This is a genomic window from Pseudomonas sp. 05N431 (assembly GCF_056397005.1).
In genome coordinates, this window is record NZ_JBFTMN010000009.1 from 90,133 (window position 1) to 108,589 (window position 18,457).

Below are 18,457 nucleotides of genomic sequence, written 5' to 3' on the forward strand. Positions count from 1 at the left end.
GTGTAAAGTAGCAGCCATAAAAATCATACTCAGGAATAGATTATGACCGTGGCTCACCGCTCCTTTGAGATCACTGCAAACTTCGACAGCGGCAACATCGAGGTGCTGGACCTCAGCAATCCATTGCAGGCCCTGCTGGCCATCAAACCCGACACCCGCAGTCAGCATTTCCAGTGGTTTCACTTCAAGGCCAGTGGTCTTCACGTCGGCCAGGAACATTGGTTTCGACTGAACAACGCCAGTAAATCCTCCTATCACAAGGCATGGGACGGTTATCAGGCGGTGGCCTCGTATGACCACGTCAACTGGTTCCGTGTGCCGACGATCTTTGAAGGCGACTGCCTGCGCTTCAGCCTTGAAGCCACTGAAACTCACGCCTGGTTCGCCTACTTTGAACCCTACAGCCGCGGACGCCACGATTGGCTGATCGACCAAGCGTTGAGCAAGGCTGGCACCGAACTGCTGGCCACCGGCAAAAGCGTCGAAGGTCGGGATATTCAATTGTTGCGCAGAGGCAGCGGCGCCGAGGGTCAGCGCAAGGTCTGGATCATCGCCCAGCAGCATCCCGGCGAACACATGGCCGAGTGGTTCATGGAAGGTGTCATCGAACGTCTGCAACAACACAATGATCCTGAGTTGAACAAACTGCTGGCCAGTGCCGATTTGTACCTGGTGCCGAACATGAATCCGGACGGCGCCTTCCATGGTCACTTGCGGACCAACGCCATGGGCAAGGACCTCAACCGCGCTTGGCAGAGCGCAAGCCAGGACACCAGCCCGGAAGTACTCTTCGTTCAACAGCAAATGGAGAAGTACGGTGTCGACCTGTTCCTCGATATCCACGGCGATGAAGAAATCCCCTACGTGTTCACTGCTGGCTGCGAAGGCAACCCGGGCTATACCCCGCGAATCGCAAAGCTCGAAGAGCACTTTCGCAGTCATCTGAAACACCTGACCCGCGACTTCCAGACCACCCATGGCTACACCCGCGACCTCCCGGGCAAGGCCAACATGACCCTGGCCTGCAACAGCGTCGGCGAGAAGTTCGATTGCCTGTCGTTGACGCTGGAGATGCCATTCAAGGACAACAACGACGCACCGAATGCACTCACCGGCTGGTCGGGCAAGCGCTCGATGCAATTGGGCAAGGATGTGTTGTCGACTGTGGCAGAGATGGTCGGCACCCTGCGCTGATGCCTCTCAATGGCTGCGCGCCGGTTACGGCGTGCAGCCATTTTTCACTCGGCGGCGCTGTTCCATGGCTGGACGCGGCGATCAACGCCGTGGCGCTGGTGTATTGGCTGCTGACACTGAAAAGCGGCGCACCTGAGCGATGCGCCGTGCCAGCCGATCAGTGATCCTTGCCGTGCAACATGCTTTGCAACACCCCATCACGACGCACCCAGCCATGAAACAACGCCGCTGCCAGGTGCGACAGAACGGTCAGAAACAGCACGTACGCCAGATACCCGTGAGCCGTGCGCAAAAAGGCGAACAGCAGCGCATTCGCCGGCACAATCGAGGGTAACTGCCACGAACTGCCGAGCATCACCGGATCCCCGGCTGCCGAAATCATCGCCCAGCCCAGTAATGGCAGGATCAGCATCAATGCGTAAAGCAACCCATGCGACGCCTTGGCCGCCAGCACTTGCCAGCCCGGCAAGTCTGTCGGCAACGGCGGCTGGCGAGTCGAGAAGCGTACAAACAGACGCACGATCACCAACAACAAAATCGCAATACCCAATGGTTTGTGCAGATGAATCAGCCATTCGTGGCGCTCGGAGACTGACGCGACCATGCCGGCACCGATAAACAACATGGCGATGATCATCACGGCCATCAGCCAATGCAGCAGCCGCGCCAGCGGAGCGAAATGATGAGGGTGCGCGCTCATTGTGGCGACTCCTGTTTGGCGGTGGGTAACTGATCGACTTGAGCGGTTCGACGCAGGTAAGAACGGGCATAAGCCGCCGAACGCGCGGCCAGCAACGGGTCATCGGAACCCTCGATACCGCTCGGCAAGACCAGCGGGTCGTAATTGATGTCGCGGCATTCGCCATCGTTTTGCGCCTGGGCGCTTTCCAGCACCAGCGTCCCGGCGTTCAAGACCTTGCGCTCCCCCAGCCAGGTCTTGCTGGCGTCGTTGGTCGGGTCAGCAGCCGTGGCCAGCGTGATATTCAACTGCCAACGCAACGGCCCGCTCTTCAAGCGCTGGAGCAGATCCTTTTCAAGAAAGTCCGCACCTTCAGGGGCACTGGCGCCGACCGCATCTCGCGCCACGGGAACCACGCTCCAGCGCACTGCCTGACGCTGACCTGCGGCGTTGACCAGATAAAAAGCGTTGATGCCATTGTAGGTCTCGGTCACGTAACTGGCCGACGGCTTGGCGCTCTTGACCCATTGCAGGAAAGGCGCGGTTTCCGGGTGTGTGGCAAAAAATGCCGGGACGCTCGCAGGATTAGGTTTGCCGGTGGCCGGATCGGGTGTCTGAGCCTGTTGTAGCTGATAGAAGGCTTCAGGCGTGCCCACCGGGAACACCGGCATGCTGTTCATCCCCGTGCGCCATTGCTGACCGTTGGCCTGCTTGAAGCGCAACGCCAGGCTGCGGATCGGCACGCTGCTGTCCGGCGCGTAGGGATTGCCGCTGGGCAACGCAAAGCGCCCGACAACCGGCGTTCGTGCCGCACTGAAGACCTGAGCGGTTGAATACGGACGCGCCTCGCTGCTGCTTTCAAAATACCCGGCCACGCACACGCCCTTGGCGTGATTGCGCCGAAAGCCCGGGTGTACGCCATTGTTTTTCTCCAGCACGTCGACCAGCGCTTTTGGTGTCAGACGCTGTGGGTCAAACGTGCCATTGACGTAGGCAAAGGCCCCGGCCAGTGTGGCGACTACCGCGCCGATACCGGCCAGGCGCAAAGCCAGGCTCACGCGGCTCAAGGGGATTTTGTCAGGCCGTGGCGGCGGTGAACGATCAACCATGTGAACATCTCCAGGGCCGTGGGCCACCGGTGGGAAGGATCAATCAGACGAAGCCCGCAGAGGTTTATTCCCTGACCCGGTATTTATTTTTCCACTGCTGGAATAACCTCCACTGCCGGGCGTCTTCCTGATCCAAAGCGTAATGACTAGCCAGCATTCCATGAACGATCTTGACGAACCGTTACGTGAACTCATCCCCAGACTACGGCGCTTTGCCGTGTCGCTGACGCGCAACCCCAGCAACGCTGACGATCTGGTGCAGTCGTGCCTTGAGCGAGCGCTATCAGGTTGGGGCGACAAACGCCCGGACGGCGACTTGCGCGCCTGGCTGTTTTCGATTCTGTATCGACAGTTTCTCGACGCCCATCGACGCTCAAGGCGCTATGCACGAATGCTTGAGTTCTTCACCGGTCGCGACGATGCCCAGCCCTCGGTCGAGCGCACGGTGTTGGCGCAATCGACGCTGCAAGCCTTCGATAAACTGACCACCGAGCAACGCGCGCTGTTGCTCTGGGTCTCGGTGGAAGGCTTGAGTTACAAGGAGGTCGCCGAGATTCTCGACGTTCCTACCGGTACCGTGATGTCTCGCCTGTCCCGCGCTCGCCAGGCCTTGCGCCAGCTCAGCGACGGCGAAATCACCAGCCCCTCTTTGCGGATACTCAAATGATCAGCATGCCCCCAAGCGTCAATGACCTGCACGCCTACGTCGATCATCAACTCGACGACGCGGACCGGCGACGGGTGGAAACGTACCTGGCGGCCAACCCGCACGTTGCCGAGCAGGTTCAGGCCTGGCAACAGGACGCCCAGCAACTGCGCGCAGCCTTGAGCGGTGCCTTGCAGCAACCGCCCAACCCGAACCTCGACCCCGGCGTGATTCGCCAGCGTCTGAAACGACAGTCACGCCGCCATCTGGCCAGCGCCGCGGTGTTGCTGATCGCGGTCAGCGTCGGTGGCCTGGGCGGCTGGCAAGCACGGGAAATGACCATGGTTGGCGCAGCACTGCCGATGACCGATGCGATGCAGGCGTACCGGATGTTCGCCCAGCAAGGCATCCTGCCGGCCGATTACACAGTCACCGAAGACGGCGATATGCAGGGCTGGCTCGACCATTACTTCTCCCAGGCCAATCGCCTGCCAAACCTCGCCAACTCGGGGTTCAAACCGGTCAGCGGACGGTTGTTGAGCACCGAGCAAGGCCCGGCAGCAATGGTGATGTACGAGGACCAGAGCGGCCGCAAGATCAGTTTCTACGTCCGTCCGCCAGGCCCGAAAAACTACTTGCTGCCACGCGGCAGTCGCAGCGACGGCGAGCTGCAGGCCGAGTACTGGTCCGGGGCCGGCTACAACTATGCGATGGTCAGCGAAGCCCGGGATCCGGCGACGCAGATGCTCAAGCAGGAGCTGAGGTTCTAATGCTCACAGTCGGTACTCGCCAGCTACAGGCTCTGCATTGCGAGGATCGAACCATTGCCTTCACCTTCAACGACCTGTGCGAACAACCCACGGCCGTGATGGACTACCTGGAACTGTGCCGACGCTTCGACACCTGGATCATCGAGGCACTGCCCGATCTGGCGGACTGCTCGATTGCGACCCAACAACGCTTCATCAACCTGATCGACGTGCTTTACGACCAGGACAAGCGCCTGATCCTGCTTGGCGAACGGCCGCTGCGTGAACACCTGAGCGGTGACGCCATCGACCTGGCGCGTACCCGCAGTCGCCTGGGGCAACTGGTGGACGTCGGGCCAGCGCTATAAAGCGTCCAGTGCAGCGGGTTTTGCCGCTATCATGGCGGCGTTTTTGTGGGCGACTTGCCGTTCTCTTCTCATTGGTTGGATGTGTTCATGCATACCCTTGCACAACTGCGGGCCGGCGCGCTTGCGGGGCTCAAACGTCTGGATCTGTCGTGCGGCCTGACCGAGTTTCCCCGGGAAATCTTCGACCTGGCAGACACGCTGGAGGTGCTCAACCTCAGTGGCAATGCCTTGAGCAGCTTGCCGGATGACCTGCATCGCCTGACGCATCTGCGCGTACTGTTTTGCTCGGACAATCAGTTCCGCGAACTGCCGACCTGCCTGGGCCAGTGCGCGCTACTGACGATGATCGGCTTCAAGGCCAATCGTCTGGAGCGTGTCCCGGCCGCGGCCCTGCCACCGCTGCTGCGCTGGCTGATCCTGACCGACAACTGCATCAGCGAGTTGCCGAGCGAACTGGGCGAACGCCCGCACCTGCAAAAACTGATGCTGGCCGGCAACCACCTGCAAAGCCTACCGGCAAGCTTGAGCCAGTGCCATCAGCTGGAGCTGATCCGCATCGCCGCCAACCGCATGACCGAACTGCCGCAGTGGTTGCTGACATTGCCCGGGCTGGCATGGCTGGCGTACGCCGGCAACCCGCTGGAAACCGAGGCCGATGCCGCCGCGCTCGAAGCCACGCCGAACATTCCCTGGTCGCAACTGCACCTGCAGCAGCAACTGGGCGAAGGCGCTTCAGGGGTGATTCACCAGGCCGTGTGGGAGCAACCGTCGCAGCCAGAGCGCAAGGTCGCAGTGAAACTCTACAAGGGGCACATGACCAGCGACGGCTCACCGCTGCATGAAATGAATGCCTGCATTACCGCCGGCCTTCACCCCAACCTGATCAAGGTCGAGGGCCGGATCGTCGGGCATCCGCAGGCACAGGCCGGCCTGGTCATGCACTTGATCGAGCCGAGCTATCGCAATCTGGCGGCGTTGCCGAGCCTGGCCTCGTGCAGCCGTGATGTGTACGCAGAGGACACGCGCTTCAGTGCAGCGGTGGCGCTGCGGATCGCCAGCGGCATTGCCTCGGCCGCCGCGCACCTGCATCAGCAAGGCATCACCCACGGCGACCTGTACGGCCACAACACACTGTGGAATGAGCACGGTGATTGCCTATTGGGCGACTTTGGCGCCGCGTCCTTCCATGCCACGTCGGACACGCTGGAGACGCGCGCACTGCAACGCATCGAAGTGCGGGCCTTCGGGATTCTGCTGGGTGAGCTGCTGGAGCGGATCGACTCAGGCTTGAGCGTTGAACGTCGTGAGCGCTTGATGGACCTACAAGAGCGCTGCTGTCAGCCGGACGTGCTGGCGCGCCCAGGTTTTGAGGAAGTCGAAGCCGCATTGCGCGCGGCCTGAAACGAACGCGGGCATCGCAATGATGCCCGCGAAGACAGCCTGTCAGGCGACAGTAGCCGTCGGTTTAACCCGCCAACCCGACAAACATGTCCTGCACGTCGTCATGGTTATCGAGGCCTTCGAGGAAGGCTTCGACTTCTTCCATTTGGGCGTCGGTCAGGCCGCTGACCGGGTTCTTCGGCTTGTAGCCGAGCTTCGCCGACAACACGGTGAAACCCTGCTCAGGCAAGGCTTTCTGAACGGAGTCCAGGTCGGTGGCTTCGGTGATGAACAGCGTCGCGCCGTCTTCACCCGGCTCGAAATCCTGTGCGCCGGCTTCGATAGCGGCCATTTCCGGATCGGCATCCGGGGTGTCCGGGGACGCCTCGATCATGCCCACGTGGTCAAAGTCCCAGGCCACGGAACCGGAAGCCCCGAGCTGGCCTTTACGGAACGCCACGCGGATTTCTGCCACGGTACGGTTGATGTTGTCAGTCACGCATTCAACGATCAGCGGCACCTGATGCGGGGCGAAGCCTTCGTAAGTCACGCGGTGGTACTGCACGGTTTCGCCGAGCTGGCCCGAGCCTTTCTTGATTGCACGCTCCAGGGTTTCACGCGGCATCGAGGCTTTTTTCGCCTGTTCGACCACCAGGCGCAGGTGCGCGTTGGTGCTGACATCAGCGCCGTTACGTGCCGCAATGGTGATTTCCTTCACCAGTTTGCCAAAGATCTTGCCCTTGGCGTTGGCTGCCGCTTCTTTGTGTTTAACCTTCCACTGTGCGCCCATTACTCACTCTCTTGATCTGTGGCGCCGAGACATCTATTGGCCGACGCTTTGTGCAAGTTTATACGGCAAAAAGTTGGCAATCGACCAAAAAGTGTTGTGAGCGATCGACATCGTCACAACCTGTTGTAGGGCTTTTCTGAAAAGCAGGTTTACGGTGACTATTGAGCGCCGGTGTTTCGTAACCTCTGTGCCCCGTACTTCATGGCAGAAGAGAGTTTGATGCACACCGACATGGAAAGTCCCTTCATCCTGACGCTCACCGAGCTCGCCTTGAGTTTTCAGGTCCGACAGTTCAGCGGTCGCGAAGCCCTCAATCAGGTCTATCGTTTCGACATCGAAATGCGCGGCCCGCAGCCCGCGATGAGTCTTGACCTACTGCTGCAGCAACCGGCATTCCTCCGCCTGAGCCCCACCACCGGCATCCACGGCATCATCCACAGCGCCGGTTTGCAGTACTGCGGCGCGCAGCAGATCGGCTACAGCCTGAACCTAGCCCCCCGCCTGATTACACTTGAGCAACAGCATCGTCGAAGGGTATTCCAGCACCTGAGCGTGCCGGAAATCTTGCGCCAGTTGCTGGCCGAGCATCGACTGCCGCCCGACAGCTACCGCTTCGAGTTACCGAACGGTGAATATCCGCCGCGCCCGTTTTGCATCCAGTACGACGAAACCGATCTGAACCTGCTGCAACGGCTGTGCGAAGAGGAAGGCATCCACTATCACTTCGAGCATCAACACGACCGGCACGTGCTGGTGTTCGCCGATGACAGCGAGAGCTTTGCGCAGCGACCGGTCGAGAGCGTTTTTCACCCCGCCGCACGGGATGCCGAACAGCCGCGGATCAGCCGGCTCTTTCAATGCCATAACCGGCCGACCACAGGGCCGCACACCACCTTTGCGCAGCGCGCCAACGCTGACCCCGCATCCATCGCACCTGACGCCTGCGCCAACCAGACCTACCTCGCCAGCCTGCACCCAACAGGTCGAATCGACCCGGCGCAAGCCCGTCGCAACCAACTCGGTCGCCGCGAACTTGAACGTCTGCGCAGCCTGCATCGTCTGGTTCAGGGCCACAGTACACTGCCCGAACTGCTCAGCGGGCGGCTGCTGCAAGTCACCGGGCATCCCGTCCCGGCGTTCAACGATCAATGGTTGTTAAGCGAAGTGCTGCACCAAGGCGAAACACCTGGCACCGACACGGCGTTGTCCGAGGCAGCGGGTTATCGCAATCAATTCAAGGCAATCCCTTGGTCGACCGCGTTCCGCCCAGCCCTGAAACATTCCAGACCGTGTATCAATGGTTACCAGAGGGCTCGTGTCCTCGGCCCGCCAGGAATGCCGCCACACCTCGACCAACACGGACGAATCAATATCCGTCTGTGGCCCGACCCGCAATCCGACGGGTGCGATTGCTCAGGTATCTGGCTGCCGATCGCCCACACGGGGACGGGGCGCCCGGCCTTGCCACTGACCGGCAGCGAGGTACACGTGAGTTTCCTCGACGGTGATCCTGATCGACCGGTGCTTTGCGCAAGTTTCACGGGTCTACAACCGGGCGAACCGCAGCCGATGGTGGCCGCTGAACCGAAGGCGTCGCCGACAGGCTGGAGCGGCGAGATCTACTTGTTCGAGCGCCCCCCCGCCATCACCGAACGCCTGGCCGACACCACGTGGTACATCGTGCGCATGCCGCGTCCTGGCCTCAAGGAACTGGGGAGCCTGAACCGTGACGATGTGCTGATGACCGGTAAAAGCCAGGCACTGGGCAACCTGTCGCTGACGATAGAACAGAAACAGCGCCTGGCCATCGAGTTCGCCAGCACACCCGAACAACTCTGCCTGCTGTATCCAAGGCAATGCGTGGCGTTGGCCGATTATTTCCAGCAACACTGGAACAGCGAGCAACGCCTGAGCTTCATCGAAAGCGCCAACCCCGCCAGCGCTCAGCACCAACCGCGTGAAGCGCGTCTGCTGTTCGATTGGCTGGTGAACCGTCCGGACGCTGTACCCTAGGGTTTGAGATGGCGCGCGACAGCCTTGTGTAGTCAGTACCGGCCTCATCGCGAGCAAGCTCGCTCCCACATTGGATTTGTGGTGGTTCAGACGCCCCCTGTGGGAGCGAGCTTGCTCGCGATGGCCGCGCCGTGGTCTGTTAGGTCGGTGCGAGGTCGAAAAACGCCTGAATCAGCCGTAGATCCCGCCGCCGTTCCATGCAACCAATCATGTGCCGGTTGACCAGTCCTTCGCTAATTATTGGCACTGCCCGCACACGCGGGTCGTGACTGACTTCCACCGAAGACACCACGCCCACCCCCAACTCGGCCGCCACCGCTTCGGTCACCGCCTCACGGCTGTCCAGCTCCAGCAGCACCCGAGGATTGACACTGGCCTGAGCGCAGGCCTCATCGAACGTACGACGGGTGATCGAATTCGGCTCGCGCAACACCATGATCACCTGATCCAGTTGCTTGAGCGCGACGCCTTCGTGCAGCACCGACCATGGGTGCCCCGCCGGCACCAGCGCGCAAATCCGCGACTCGCTCAAGACTTGCAGGTGCAAGCCTTTGCGCGGCTCGACCTCGGTCAACACCGCCACGTCGGCGTGCTCGGACAACAATGCTGCGAGGGTTTCCTGGGCATTGCCCAGCCGCAAATTCACGGTGATCCCCGGATACCGCGCACGCAGGCTGGCGAGCATCGGCATGACCAGGTGCGGGCCGTCCGCCGCCACTTCCAGCCGACCGGTCAACAGCTGCCGATTGGCCTCAAGCATCACTTGCGCCTCTTCAGCCAGGCCGAACATCGCCCGGGTAATCGCCGCGAGCCTGGTGCCCTCCTCGGTCAACTCGACCCGTCGCGCGGTGCGCCGCAGCAAGGTGACCTGATAGTGCTCCTCCAGCGCCTTGATATGCCCGGTGACCGCCGGCTGGCTGATGAACAAACGGGCAGCGGCCCGGGTGAAGCTGCCTTCGCGGGCCACGGCATCAAACGCACGGAGTTGGAACAGGTTCATAGCTATCGGCCTTACTGATGGCTGGCATAACAACAAACAATTTGATTGATGGAACGGCAAATTGCAATTTATCTCCCGCAGCTTGATCCCATTGATTTCGAGAACACCCGAATGAGTACTGCCGCCGCCATCCTGCTCACCCCCGGCCCCTTGACCACCTCGCAGCGCACCCGTCAGGCGATGATGGTGGACTGGGGTTCGTGGGATGAACGCTTCAACCAATTGACCGCCAGCGTCTGCGAACAGCTGCTGGCGATCATCAACGGTGCCGACAGCCACCACTGCGTGCCGTTGCAGGGCAGCGGCACCTTCGCTGTCGAAGCGGCTATCGGCACCCTGGTGCCTCGCGACGGCAAAGTGTTGGTGCTGATCAATGGCGCTTACGGCAAACGCCTGGCGAAAATCTGCGAAGTGCTCGGTCGTTCCTTCAGTACGTTCGAAACCGCTGAAGACGAACCGACCACCGCCTCCGACGTCGACCGCCTGCTACACGCCGACAGCAGCATCACCCACGTTGCGCTGATCCACTGCGAAACCAGCACCGGGATTCTCAACCCGTTGCCGGAAATCGCCCAGGTCGTCGCCCGGCACGGCAAACGTCTGATCATTGATGCCATGAGTTCATTCGGTGCGCTGCCGATCGATGCTCAGCAAGTACCGTTCGACGCGCTGATCGCCGCCTCGGGAAAATGCCTGGAAGGCGTACCGGGGATGGGTTTCGTCTTCGCCAACAGGTCAGCCCTGGAGAAAGCCGCCGGCAATTCCCACTCGCTGGCGATGGACCTGTTCGACCAACACGCCTACATGGCCAAAACCGGCCAATGGCGCTTCACCCCGCCGACCCACGTGGTCGCGGCGCTGCACGAAGCGTTGCTGCAATACAACGAAGAAGGCGGCCTGCCGGCGCGGCATCAGCGTTATGCGAACAACTGCCAGGTGCTGCTCGATGAAATGGCCAAGCTCGGCTTGCGCAGCTTCCTGCCCGCCGCGATCCAGGCGCCGATCATCGTCACCTTCCATGCGCCGAACGATCCGCGTTACCAGTTCAAAGCGTTCTACGAACGCGTGAAAGCCAAGGGTTTCATCCTCTATCCAGGCAAGTTGACCCAGGTCGAAACCTTCCGCGTCGGCTGCATCGGCCACGTCAATCAGGCCGAGATGCGTGCGGCAGTGGCGGCGATCGGCGAGGTGCTGCGCGAAATGGAAGTCCTCGATATCTGACTCACCCCCGCCCCCTGTGGGAGCGAGCTTGCTCGCGATAGCGGTGTGTCATTCAACATTGATGTCGGCTGACATGGCCTCATCGCGAGCAAGCTCGCTCCCACAAAAAACGCTCTCCAATAGTCAGTTTGCACAGGATCTTGATCACCATGAACTACAACAATCCAACTCAGCTGCAAGCCGCCATCCTCGACTGGGCTGGTACCGTGGTCGACTTCGGCTCTTTCGCGCCGACCCGGATCTTCGTCGAAGCCTTTGCCGAATTCGACGTCCAGGTGTCCATCGAAGAAGCTCGTGGGCCGATGGGCATGGGCAAGTGGGACCACATCCGCACGCTCTGCGATCAGCCGGAAGTAGCCGAGCGTTATCGCCGGGTCTTCGGTCGTACGCCGACCGACGATGACGTGACCGACATCTACCAACGCTTCATGCCGCTGCAGATCGAAAAAATCGCCGAACACTCGGAACTGATTCCCGGCGCCCTGGACACTATCGCCAACCTGCGCCAGCAAGGGATCAAAATCGGCTCGTGCTCCGGTTATCCGAAGCAAGTCATGGACAAAGTCGTCGAATTGGCCGCCTCCAACGGCTATGTGGCTGACCACGTGGTCGCCACCGACGAAGTACCGAATGGCCGCCCGTGGCCGGCTCAGGCCCTGGCCAACGTGATCGCCCTGGGTATCGACGATGTTGCTGCGTGCGTGAAAATCGACGACACCGTGCCGGGCATTCTCGAAGGTCGCCGTGCCGGTATGTGGACCGTCGCGCTGATCTGCTCGGGCAACGCGCTGGGCCTGACCTACGACGGCTATCGAGCGCTGGGCAGCGACACACTGGCCAACGAACGCAAGCGTATTCACGCCCTGTTCGAAAGCTCGCGCCCGCACTACATGATCGACACCATCACCGACCTGCCGGAAGTGATCGCCAACATCAACAAGCGCCTGGCCAACGGTGAGATGCCGCAAAGCAGCTGATTACCGCGTCAAGTGCCAAAAAAGCGCCAACTCCTGAACCGGGGCTGGCGCTTTTTTGTCCAATAGTCTGTCGCAGAGCGCTCGATGAGGAACAAAAGCCTGATCTGTCTCAGGCAAACCCACGCAAACAGGATTACAGTTAAGGCACTCCGTCGCATAAGAACGGAGACTTCAGACCTGAAATGCGAGGAATACTGTATGCCCTGGAAGAATTCCGAATCACGCTACAGCACCGTATCAATCGCGCTGCACTGGTTGATGCTGGTACTGCTGGTGGTGGTTTACGCCTGTATCGAACTGCGGGGGATGTTTCCCAGGGGCAGTGGCGGTCGAGCCCTGATCACCGAAGCGCACTTCATGCTCGGCCTGACCGTGTTCGTGCTGGTCTGGTTACGGCTGTTTGCCCGCAGCCTGGGACGCGCTCCGCAAATCTTCCCGGCATCGCCCCAATGGCAAACGGTGCTCGCCCGATTGATGCACTGGGCGTTGTATATTTTCATGATCACCACGCCGATTCTCGGTTGGCTGGTCACCAGTGCCAAAGGTCAGCAAGTGATGTTCTACGGCATTGACCTTCCATTGCTGATCGGGGAGAACAAACCGCTGGCCAAGCAAATCCAGGGCTGGCACCAGCTCGCGGGCACCATTGGCTATTGGCTGATCGGCCTGCATGCCGTGGCCGGGCTGTATCACCATTACGTGGTGCGCGATAACACCCTGCTGCGAATGATGCCCAAGCGCATCAGCCCTGACTGAGCGGCGCAAAACCCCGGCGCCCCTGCAAGCCGCCAGTGTGCACGAAGATAAAGCGTGTGCCGGCGGCAAAACGTCCAGCATCAACCTGTTGCTTGAGTGCCCATAGCGCTTTACCGGTGTACAGCGGCTCCAGTGGGATACCGCTGGCCCGCTCGCAGTTTTCGATAAACTCCAGCAACGCCGGGGCGACTTTGGCAAAACCGCCGCAACTGCCGTCGAACAGTTCATATCCCCCGTCCGGCAAGCCGCATTCGTCGAGAATTGCCTCGACCTGCTGTGCTACCCCATGATCATCGGGCACCGCCAGCACACCATACACCGGATGCCTCCCCGCCTCGGCCAGCACCAACCCGGCCAGCGTGGTGCCGGTCCCACAGGCCAGCCACCAGCCGTCATGGTCACTCCAACCCAACTCGTTCAACTGTTCGCCGACCTGAGTCAGTAACTGCCCGCAACCACGCGCACCGAGCAGACCGCCACCGCCTTCGGGGACCGGATGCAGATGCGGGTATTGCGCTTGCCACGGCTGCCAGAAACCCGGCTCGTGGCGCGCACGATAACCGCCGTAACCCAACCAGTGCAGTTGCATGCCAAAGGCCTGTAAATCCTCCACGGTCGGGTTGTCTTGCGGATGCCCACGCAGCAGACCGACGGTAGGAAAACCAAAGCACTCGCCCGCTGCCGCCAACGCATGCAGATGATTGGACCAGGCACCGCCCAGGCTGATCACACCTTCGGCACCGGCCTCGTGGGCGACCCTTAGATGCTCAATGAGCTTGAACCATTTGTTGCCGGAGATCAGCGGGTCGATCCGGTCCAGACGCAGGATTGCCACCTCGATACCGGCGGTGGCGAGCCAGTCGAGATGAAGACGTTCAAGCGGGGCATGGGGGAGCCAGTCGCTGGGAGGAGAAAGCATTGATGCCGGCTCTTTGGGAAAGAGCCGGCATCTTAACAGCAGACAGAACGCCTTCGCGGGCAAGCCCGCTCCCACAGGGGTTCAGAGTTGAACCACCATTGGGTGAACAACATCAATCCAGTGTGGGAGCGAGCTTGCTCGCGATAGCCATTGGCACGCTTAACCCGCGGTCACTTTCAAAGCTCGGCAGCCAAACGCGAACCCTGATTGATCGCACGCTTGGCATCCAGCTCCGCCGCCACATCCGCACCACCAATCAAATGCACGTTCTGCCCGGCGGCCACCAGGCCGTCGTGCAATTCGCGCAACGGATCCTGTCCGGCGCAGATCACGATATTGTCCACCGGCAGTACCTGCGGCTCACCGGTTTCACCGATGCGGATGTGCAGGCCTTCGTCATCGATCTTCAGGTACTCGACGCTGTTGAGCATCTGTACGTGCTTGTTCTTCAGCCCCGTGCGGTGAATCCAGCCCGTGGTTTTGCCCAAACCGTCGCCGACCTTGGATTTCTTGCGCTGCAACAGGAACACCTGGCGTGCCGGCGCGTGAGGCTCGGCCTTGATCCCGGCAACACCGCCACGGGCCTCAAGGTGGGTATCGATGCCCCACTCTTTCCAGAACGCTTCACGGTCCTGGCTGGTGGCGACGCCTTGATGCACGAGGAACTCCGAGACGTCAAAGCCGATACCGCCAGCGCCAATCACTGCAACGTTCTTGCCGACCGGTTTGCGTTCGAGGATCACGTCCAGGTAGCTCAGCACCTTGGCATTCTCGACGCCCGGAATCGCCGGTACACGCGGCGCAATGCCGGTGGCCAGAATCACCTCGTCATAGCCGCCGTCCACCAGCTGCGCGACATCGACCCGCGTATTCAGGCATACCTCGACATTCGTGGTCTGTAATTTGCGCTTGAAGTAGCGCAGGGTTTCGAAGAACTCTTCCTTGCCCGGCACACGCTTGGCGACATTGAACTGACCGCCGATTTCGCTGGCGGAATCGAACAGCGTCACTTGATGGCCACGCTCGGCAGCCACAGTGGCTGCGGACAAACCCGCAGGGCCAGCGCCGACCACGGCAATTTTCTTGATCTGCTGCACCGGCAGGTAATTCAGCTCGGTTTCATGGCACGCCCGCGGGTTGACCAGGCACGAGGTCAATTTGCCGCCGAAGGTGTGGTCCAGGCAAGCCTGGTTGCAACCGATGCAGGTGTTGATTTCATCAGCGCGACCGGCAGCGGCCTTGTTGACGAACTCGGGGTCCGCGAGGAACGGCCGCGCCATCGACACCATGTCGGCATCGCCTTCGGCGAGGATCTGCTCGGCGACTTCCGGGGTGTTGATGCGGTTGGTGGTGATCAGCGGAATACCTACCTCTCCACGCAACTTGGCCGTGACCTTACTGAAGGCTGCACGTGGAACCTTGGTGGCGATGGTCGGAATCCGCGCTTCGTGCCAGCCGATCCCGGTGTTGATAATGGTCGCGCCCGCCTGTTCGATGGCCTTGGCCAACTGAACGATTTCTTCCCAGGTGCTGCCGCCTTCCACCAGGTCGAGCATCGACAGGCGGAAGATGATGATGAAATTCGGGCCGACCGCTTCGCGTACGCGACGGACGATTTCCACCGGCAGGCGCATACGGTTTTCATAGCTGCCGCCCCAGCGATCGGTGCGGTGGTTGGTATGGGCAGCCAGGAACTGGTTAATGAAATACCCTTCCGAGCCCATGATCTCGACACCGTCGTACTCGGCTTTTTGCGCCAGGGTCGAACAGGTGACGAAATCGCTGATCTGCTTCTCGATGCCTTCCTCATCCAGCTCTTTGGGCTTGAACGGATTGATCGGTGCCTGGATGGCACTCGGCGCGACCTGTTTCGGGCTGTAGGCATAACGCCCGGCGTGCAGAATCTGCATGCAAATCTTGCCACCCGCCTCGTGCACGGCACGGGTGACGACCTGGTGCTTGAGCGCCTCATCGAGAGTGGTCAGCTTGGCAGCGCCGGAGTAAACCCCGCCCTCATCGTTCGGACCAATACCGCCGGTAACCATCAGGCCAACGCCACCGCGAGCACGTTCGGCGAAGTACGCCGCCATGCGCTCGAATCCGCCAGGCTTCTCCTCAAGGCCGGTGTGCATCGAGCCCATCAGGGTGCGGTTGCGCAGCGTAGTGAAACCCAGGTCCAGCGGGGCCAACAGGTGCGGGTAATGAGCGGCGGTCATCGGTAGCTCCACAACGAACGATCACGGAAAAAGTGCGGGGGCTCTTTGGCACCCATCGGTTATGTGCCACAGACTAAAAGCAGGCCGAGCATCGCTCAATGACCGTAACTGACAACTTATTGATCTAAACGCGCAGCAGCGCTTGGCATTCGTCGGCATGGGGCCTACCCTAGTCGGCGAATCCTGCACGCGGCCACTGACTGTTTCCCCATGCGCAAACTTCTTTATCTGACCGTCACCATGGCGTTTGTCGCCGTCATCGCTGCTTACGCGATGTGGACCGCTGATCGTCCGGTTGGCCATTACCTCTCGGACCTGCGCATCAACCTCGCCGTCAACCAGGGCGTTCCTGCCGATCGCGGCAATTTGCTGGGCATCCAGCCCGAGTTGTTCCCCACCGATTATCAAAGCCCCGAGCACCTGCACCGCAAGCTCGCGGCCTATCTGCAGCAAGCTCGCGAACAAGGCCTGCTGAACGAAAAGACCATCGTCGTGCTGCCGGAACACATCGGTACCTGGCTGCTGGTCAGCGGCGAGAAAGATGAGCTGTACCAAGCCAGCACACTAGACGAAGCCATGAATTGGCTGGCAGTGAGCAATCCCCTGAGCTTTTTGCGCGCGTTGATCAGCGCCAAGGGCGACAACCGACTGGATGACGCGCACCTGCGCATGAAAGCCAAAAGCATGGCCCGGCAGTACCAGGCGCTGTTCGGTGGGTTGGCCAACGAGTTCGGCATCACTCTGGTGGCAGGCAGCATCGTGTTGCCCGCCCCCAGTGTCAGCGACGGCACACTGAAAATCGGGCGTGGTGCGCTGTACAACAGCAGTCTGGTGTTCGGTCGCGATGGCTTGCCGATCGGCCAACCGCAGCGCCAGTTGAACCCGGCCTTCGATCAACGGGGCTACATCCAGCCGAGCACCGATCAAGTGATCAATGTCATCGACACTCCGGCCGGACGTCTGGGCGTATTGATCGGCAACGACAGTTGGTACCCGGACAACTATCGCAAACTCAACGATCAGGGCGCTCAGTTGATCGCCGTGCCGGCCTTTATCATCGGCCGAAATGCCTGGGACAAACCTTGGCGCGGAGACAAAGGGCTATCGACCCCGAGCCCCGGCTCGCTTAGCGAGGGCCAGGCCTGGCATCGCCTGACGCTGACCAGTCAGCGCCCGGCCAGTCAGGCCAACGCCGGTGTCAGCGTGTTCCTGCGTGGACAATTCTGGGATCAGGGCAGCGCCGGCCAGAGCTTTCTCAGCAGCAACGGCCAACATTTCGCCGATCGCGAAGCCCACGGCGCGCGTTTGCTGAACATTTGGTTGTAAGTGATGAAACCAGTGCCGATGCGCCTCGGGGATCTGTCGGTCGGCTTCGTCCATAGCCTGGCTGACGCAGTGTCCAGCCATGGTCTGGACCCGCAGCCGCTGCTGGAACAATACGGACTCGACCCGGCGCGGCTAGCCGAAGCCGGTGCACGGCTGTCGATCCCGCGCTACATGCGCCTGGGCCATGCGGCTATTCAACTGACTGGCGACCCGGCGCTGGGTCTGCGTATGGGCCAATTGAGCCGCCTCAGCCAGGTCGGGCTGGCCGGGGTCACTGCCGCTCAGGCGCCAACCGTGCGCGAAGCGGCGCGTTGCCTGATTCGCTTCGAGGCCTTGTACGGCTCCAATTACCGCGGCCAGTCGAGTTTCCATGAAGATGCCCAGGGTGCATGGCTACGGTTCTATTCCATCAGCCCGTACAACGCCTATAACCGCTTTGTGGTGGATTCGATCATCGCCAGCTGGTTGCAGCAGTTATCCAGCCTCAGCCACCAGCCGCTGCGCGCCGAACGCATCGACATCGAGTTCGCCGAGCCGGATTACCGCGAGCGCTACGCACTGCTGGGTGATTGCCCGATCCAGTTTGGCGCCGAGCACAACCAACTAAGGCTGAGTCAGGCCAGCCTGGCACTGCGCAACCCCGAGCACTGCCCGAGTACCTGGCGACATCTGCTGCAACTGTGTGAGCGGGAACTGGAGCAATTGACCCGCACCCGCAGCCTGCGTGAACGCATCACTCAGTTGCTGGGGCCGTTGCTCAATGGGGGGCGTGAACCCGACCTGGAAGAAGTGGCGGCACGCCTGAAGCTGCCGACCTGGACCTTGCGTCGCAGGCTCGCCGAAGAAGGTACGCAGTTTCGCGCCATTCTCAACGACACCCGCCGCGATCTGGCCATGACCTACATCCGTGACACGGAACTGGCCTTTGGCGAGATCGCCTACTTGCTGGGGTTTGCCTCGGCCGAAGCCTTTCAGCGCGCCTTCAAACGCTGGAACAACCAGACACCTGGCGAGTTCCGTCGCAGTCACAGGCACTCAGCCTGACGGCTGGCCTGCAGCTGCTTTGTTACAACTCGGTGGCGTCTTCGGCGGGTTCCAGAGGGTCCAGTTCAAA

The 18,457-nt window shown here is 61.0% G+C and carries 17 protein-coding genes and 1 pseudogene; 12 read left to right on the forward strand and 6 right to left on the reverse strand.

Annotated elements, in window-relative coordinates; all coding sequences use genetic code 11:
• The first annotated feature begins 42 nt into the window (after positions 1-42).
• Entirely contained in the window at positions 43-1,194 is a 1,152-nt protein-coding gene (locus tag AC1DIG_RS16870; protein ID WP_477768212.1) for a M14 family metallopeptidase, read from the forward strand.
• Entirely contained in the window at positions 1,194-1,358 is a 165-nt protein-coding gene (locus tag AC1DIG_RS16875) for a hypothetical protein (RefSeq protein ID WP_477768213.1), read from the forward strand. Before AC1DIG_RS16870 ends, AC1DIG_RS16875 begins: the two co-directional genes overlap by 1 nt.
• Here AC1DIG_RS16875 and AC1DIG_RS16880 read toward each other — a convergent pair.
• On the reverse strand, positions 1,352-1,894 hold the full coding sequence (locus AC1DIG_RS16880; RefSeq protein WP_477768214.1) for a cytochrome b: 543 nt from the start codon (positions 1,892-1,894) through the stop codon (positions 1,352-1,354). The two genes, AC1DIG_RS16875 and AC1DIG_RS16880, sit on opposite strands and share 7 nt — an antisense overlap.
• Positions 1,891-2,982: a catalase family peroxidase gene (locus AC1DIG_RS16885; RefSeq protein ID WP_477768215.1), complete on the reverse strand. Its 1,092-nt coding sequence runs from the start codon at positions 2,980-2,982 to the stop codon at positions 1,891-1,893. Before AC1DIG_RS16885 ends, AC1DIG_RS16880 begins: the two co-directional genes overlap by 4 nt.
• A gap of 160 nt (positions 2,983-3,142) precedes the next feature.
• On the opposite strand from AC1DIG_RS16885, the gene AC1DIG_RS16890 reads away from it, so the two are divergent.
• The 4 genes and pseudogenes from AC1DIG_RS16890 (at position 3,143) to AC1DIG_RS16905 (ending at position 6,146) form a co-directional block, all read left to right on the forward strand.
• Positions 3,143-3,649: an RNA polymerase sigma factor gene (locus tag AC1DIG_RS16890; protein ID WP_054596561.1), complete on the forward strand. Its 507-nt coding sequence runs from the start codon at positions 3,143-3,145 to the stop codon at positions 3,647-3,649.
• Positions 3,646-4,398, forward strand: a complete 753-nt coding sequence (locus AC1DIG_RS16895) for an anti-sigma factor family protein (protein WP_477768216.1) — start codon at positions 3,646-3,648, stop codon at positions 4,396-4,398. The genes AC1DIG_RS16890 and AC1DIG_RS16895 overlap by 4 nt, the downstream gene beginning before the upstream one ends.
• 2 nt (positions 4,399-4,400) lie before the next feature.
• Positions 4,401-4,745, forward strand: a pseudogene (gene zapE, locus AC1DIG_RS16900) (AFG1/ZapE family ATPase); the annotation flags it as partial.
• 87 nt (positions 4,746-4,832) lie between these two features.
• On the forward strand, positions 4,833-6,146 hold the full coding sequence (locus AC1DIG_RS16905) for a leucine-rich repeat-containing protein kinase family protein (RefSeq protein ID WP_477768217.1): 1,314 nt from the start codon (positions 4,833-4,835) through the stop codon (positions 6,144-6,146).
• 64 nt (positions 6,147-6,210) lie between these two features.
• On the opposite strand, the gene AC1DIG_RS16910 is transcribed toward AC1DIG_RS16905, so the two are convergent.
• Complete coding sequence (locus AC1DIG_RS16910) at positions 6,211-6,915, reverse strand: YebC/PmpR family DNA-binding transcriptional regulator (RefSeq protein WP_347927353.1); 705 nt, start codon at positions 6,913-6,915, stop codon at positions 6,211-6,213.
• 219 nt (positions 6,916-7,134) lie between these two features.
• Between AC1DIG_RS16910 and AC1DIG_RS16915 the strand changes: the two genes are divergently transcribed.
• Entirely contained in the window at positions 7,135-8,928 is a 1,794-nt protein-coding gene (locus AC1DIG_RS16915) for a type VI secretion system Vgr family protein (RefSeq protein WP_477768218.1), read from the forward strand.
• A gap of 139 nt (positions 8,929-9,067) precedes the next feature.
• Here the strand turns inward: AC1DIG_RS16915 and AC1DIG_RS16920 are convergent, their stop codons facing one another.
• Positions 9,068-9,928 carry a LysR substrate-binding domain-containing protein gene (locus AC1DIG_RS16920; protein WP_477768219.1) on the reverse strand — a complete coding sequence of 287 codons (861 nt, stop codon included), beginning with the start codon at positions 9,926-9,928 and terminating at the stop codon, positions 9,068-9,070.
• A gap of 111 nt (positions 9,929-10,039) precedes the next feature.
• On the opposite strand from AC1DIG_RS16920, the gene AC1DIG_RS16925 reads away from it, so the two are divergent.
• The 3 genes from AC1DIG_RS16925 to AC1DIG_RS16935 all read left to right on the forward strand — a co-directional run bounded on the left by AC1DIG_RS16925 (position 10,040) and on the right by AC1DIG_RS16935 (position 12,882).
• Positions 10,040-11,149, forward strand: a complete 1,110-nt coding sequence (locus AC1DIG_RS16925; RefSeq protein WP_477768220.1) for a 2-aminoethylphosphonate--pyruvate transaminase — start codon at positions 10,040-10,042, stop codon at positions 11,147-11,149.
• Between the two features lie 149 nt (positions 11,150-11,298).
• The gene (gene phnX, locus AC1DIG_RS16930) at positions 11,299-12,126 is read left to right on the forward strand and encodes a phosphonoacetaldehyde hydrolase (protein WP_477768221.1); all 828 of its coding nucleotides are present in this window, start codon (positions 11,299-11,301) and stop codon (positions 12,124-12,126) included.
• Between the two features lie 198 nt (positions 12,127-12,324).
• Complete coding sequence (locus AC1DIG_RS16935; protein WP_477768222.1) at positions 12,325-12,882, forward strand: cytochrome b; 558 nt, start codon at positions 12,325-12,327, stop codon at positions 12,880-12,882.
• Here AC1DIG_RS16935 and AC1DIG_RS16940 read toward each other — a convergent pair.
• Both AC1DIG_RS16940 and AC1DIG_RS16945 read right to left on the reverse strand, forming a co-directional pair.
• Positions 12,869-13,801, reverse strand: a complete 933-nt coding sequence (locus AC1DIG_RS16940; protein WP_477768223.1) for a 1-aminocyclopropane-1-carboxylate deaminase/D-cysteine desulfhydrase — start codon at positions 13,799-13,801, stop codon at positions 12,869-12,871. The two genes, AC1DIG_RS16935 and AC1DIG_RS16940, sit on opposite strands and share 14 nt — an antisense overlap.
• 176 nt (positions 13,802-13,977) lie before the next feature.
• Positions 13,978-16,017, reverse strand: coding sequence for an oxidoreductase (locus tag AC1DIG_RS16945; protein ID WP_477768224.1), 2,040 nt, complete (start codon positions 16,015-16,017; stop codon positions 13,978-13,980).
• 210 nt (positions 16,018-16,227) lie between these two features.
• Between AC1DIG_RS16945 and AC1DIG_RS16950 the strand changes: the two genes are divergently transcribed.
• Positions 16,228-17,343, forward strand: coding sequence for a nitrilase-related carbon-nitrogen hydrolase (locus AC1DIG_RS16950; protein WP_477768225.1), 1,116 nt, complete (start codon positions 16,228-16,230; stop codon positions 17,341-17,343).
• A gap of 3 nt (positions 17,344-17,346) precedes the next feature.
• Positions 17,347-18,387, forward strand: coding sequence for an AraC family transcriptional regulator (locus AC1DIG_RS16955; protein WP_477768226.1), 1,041 nt, complete (start codon positions 17,347-17,349; stop codon positions 18,385-18,387).
• Positions 18,388-18,457 lie beyond the last annotated feature (70 nt).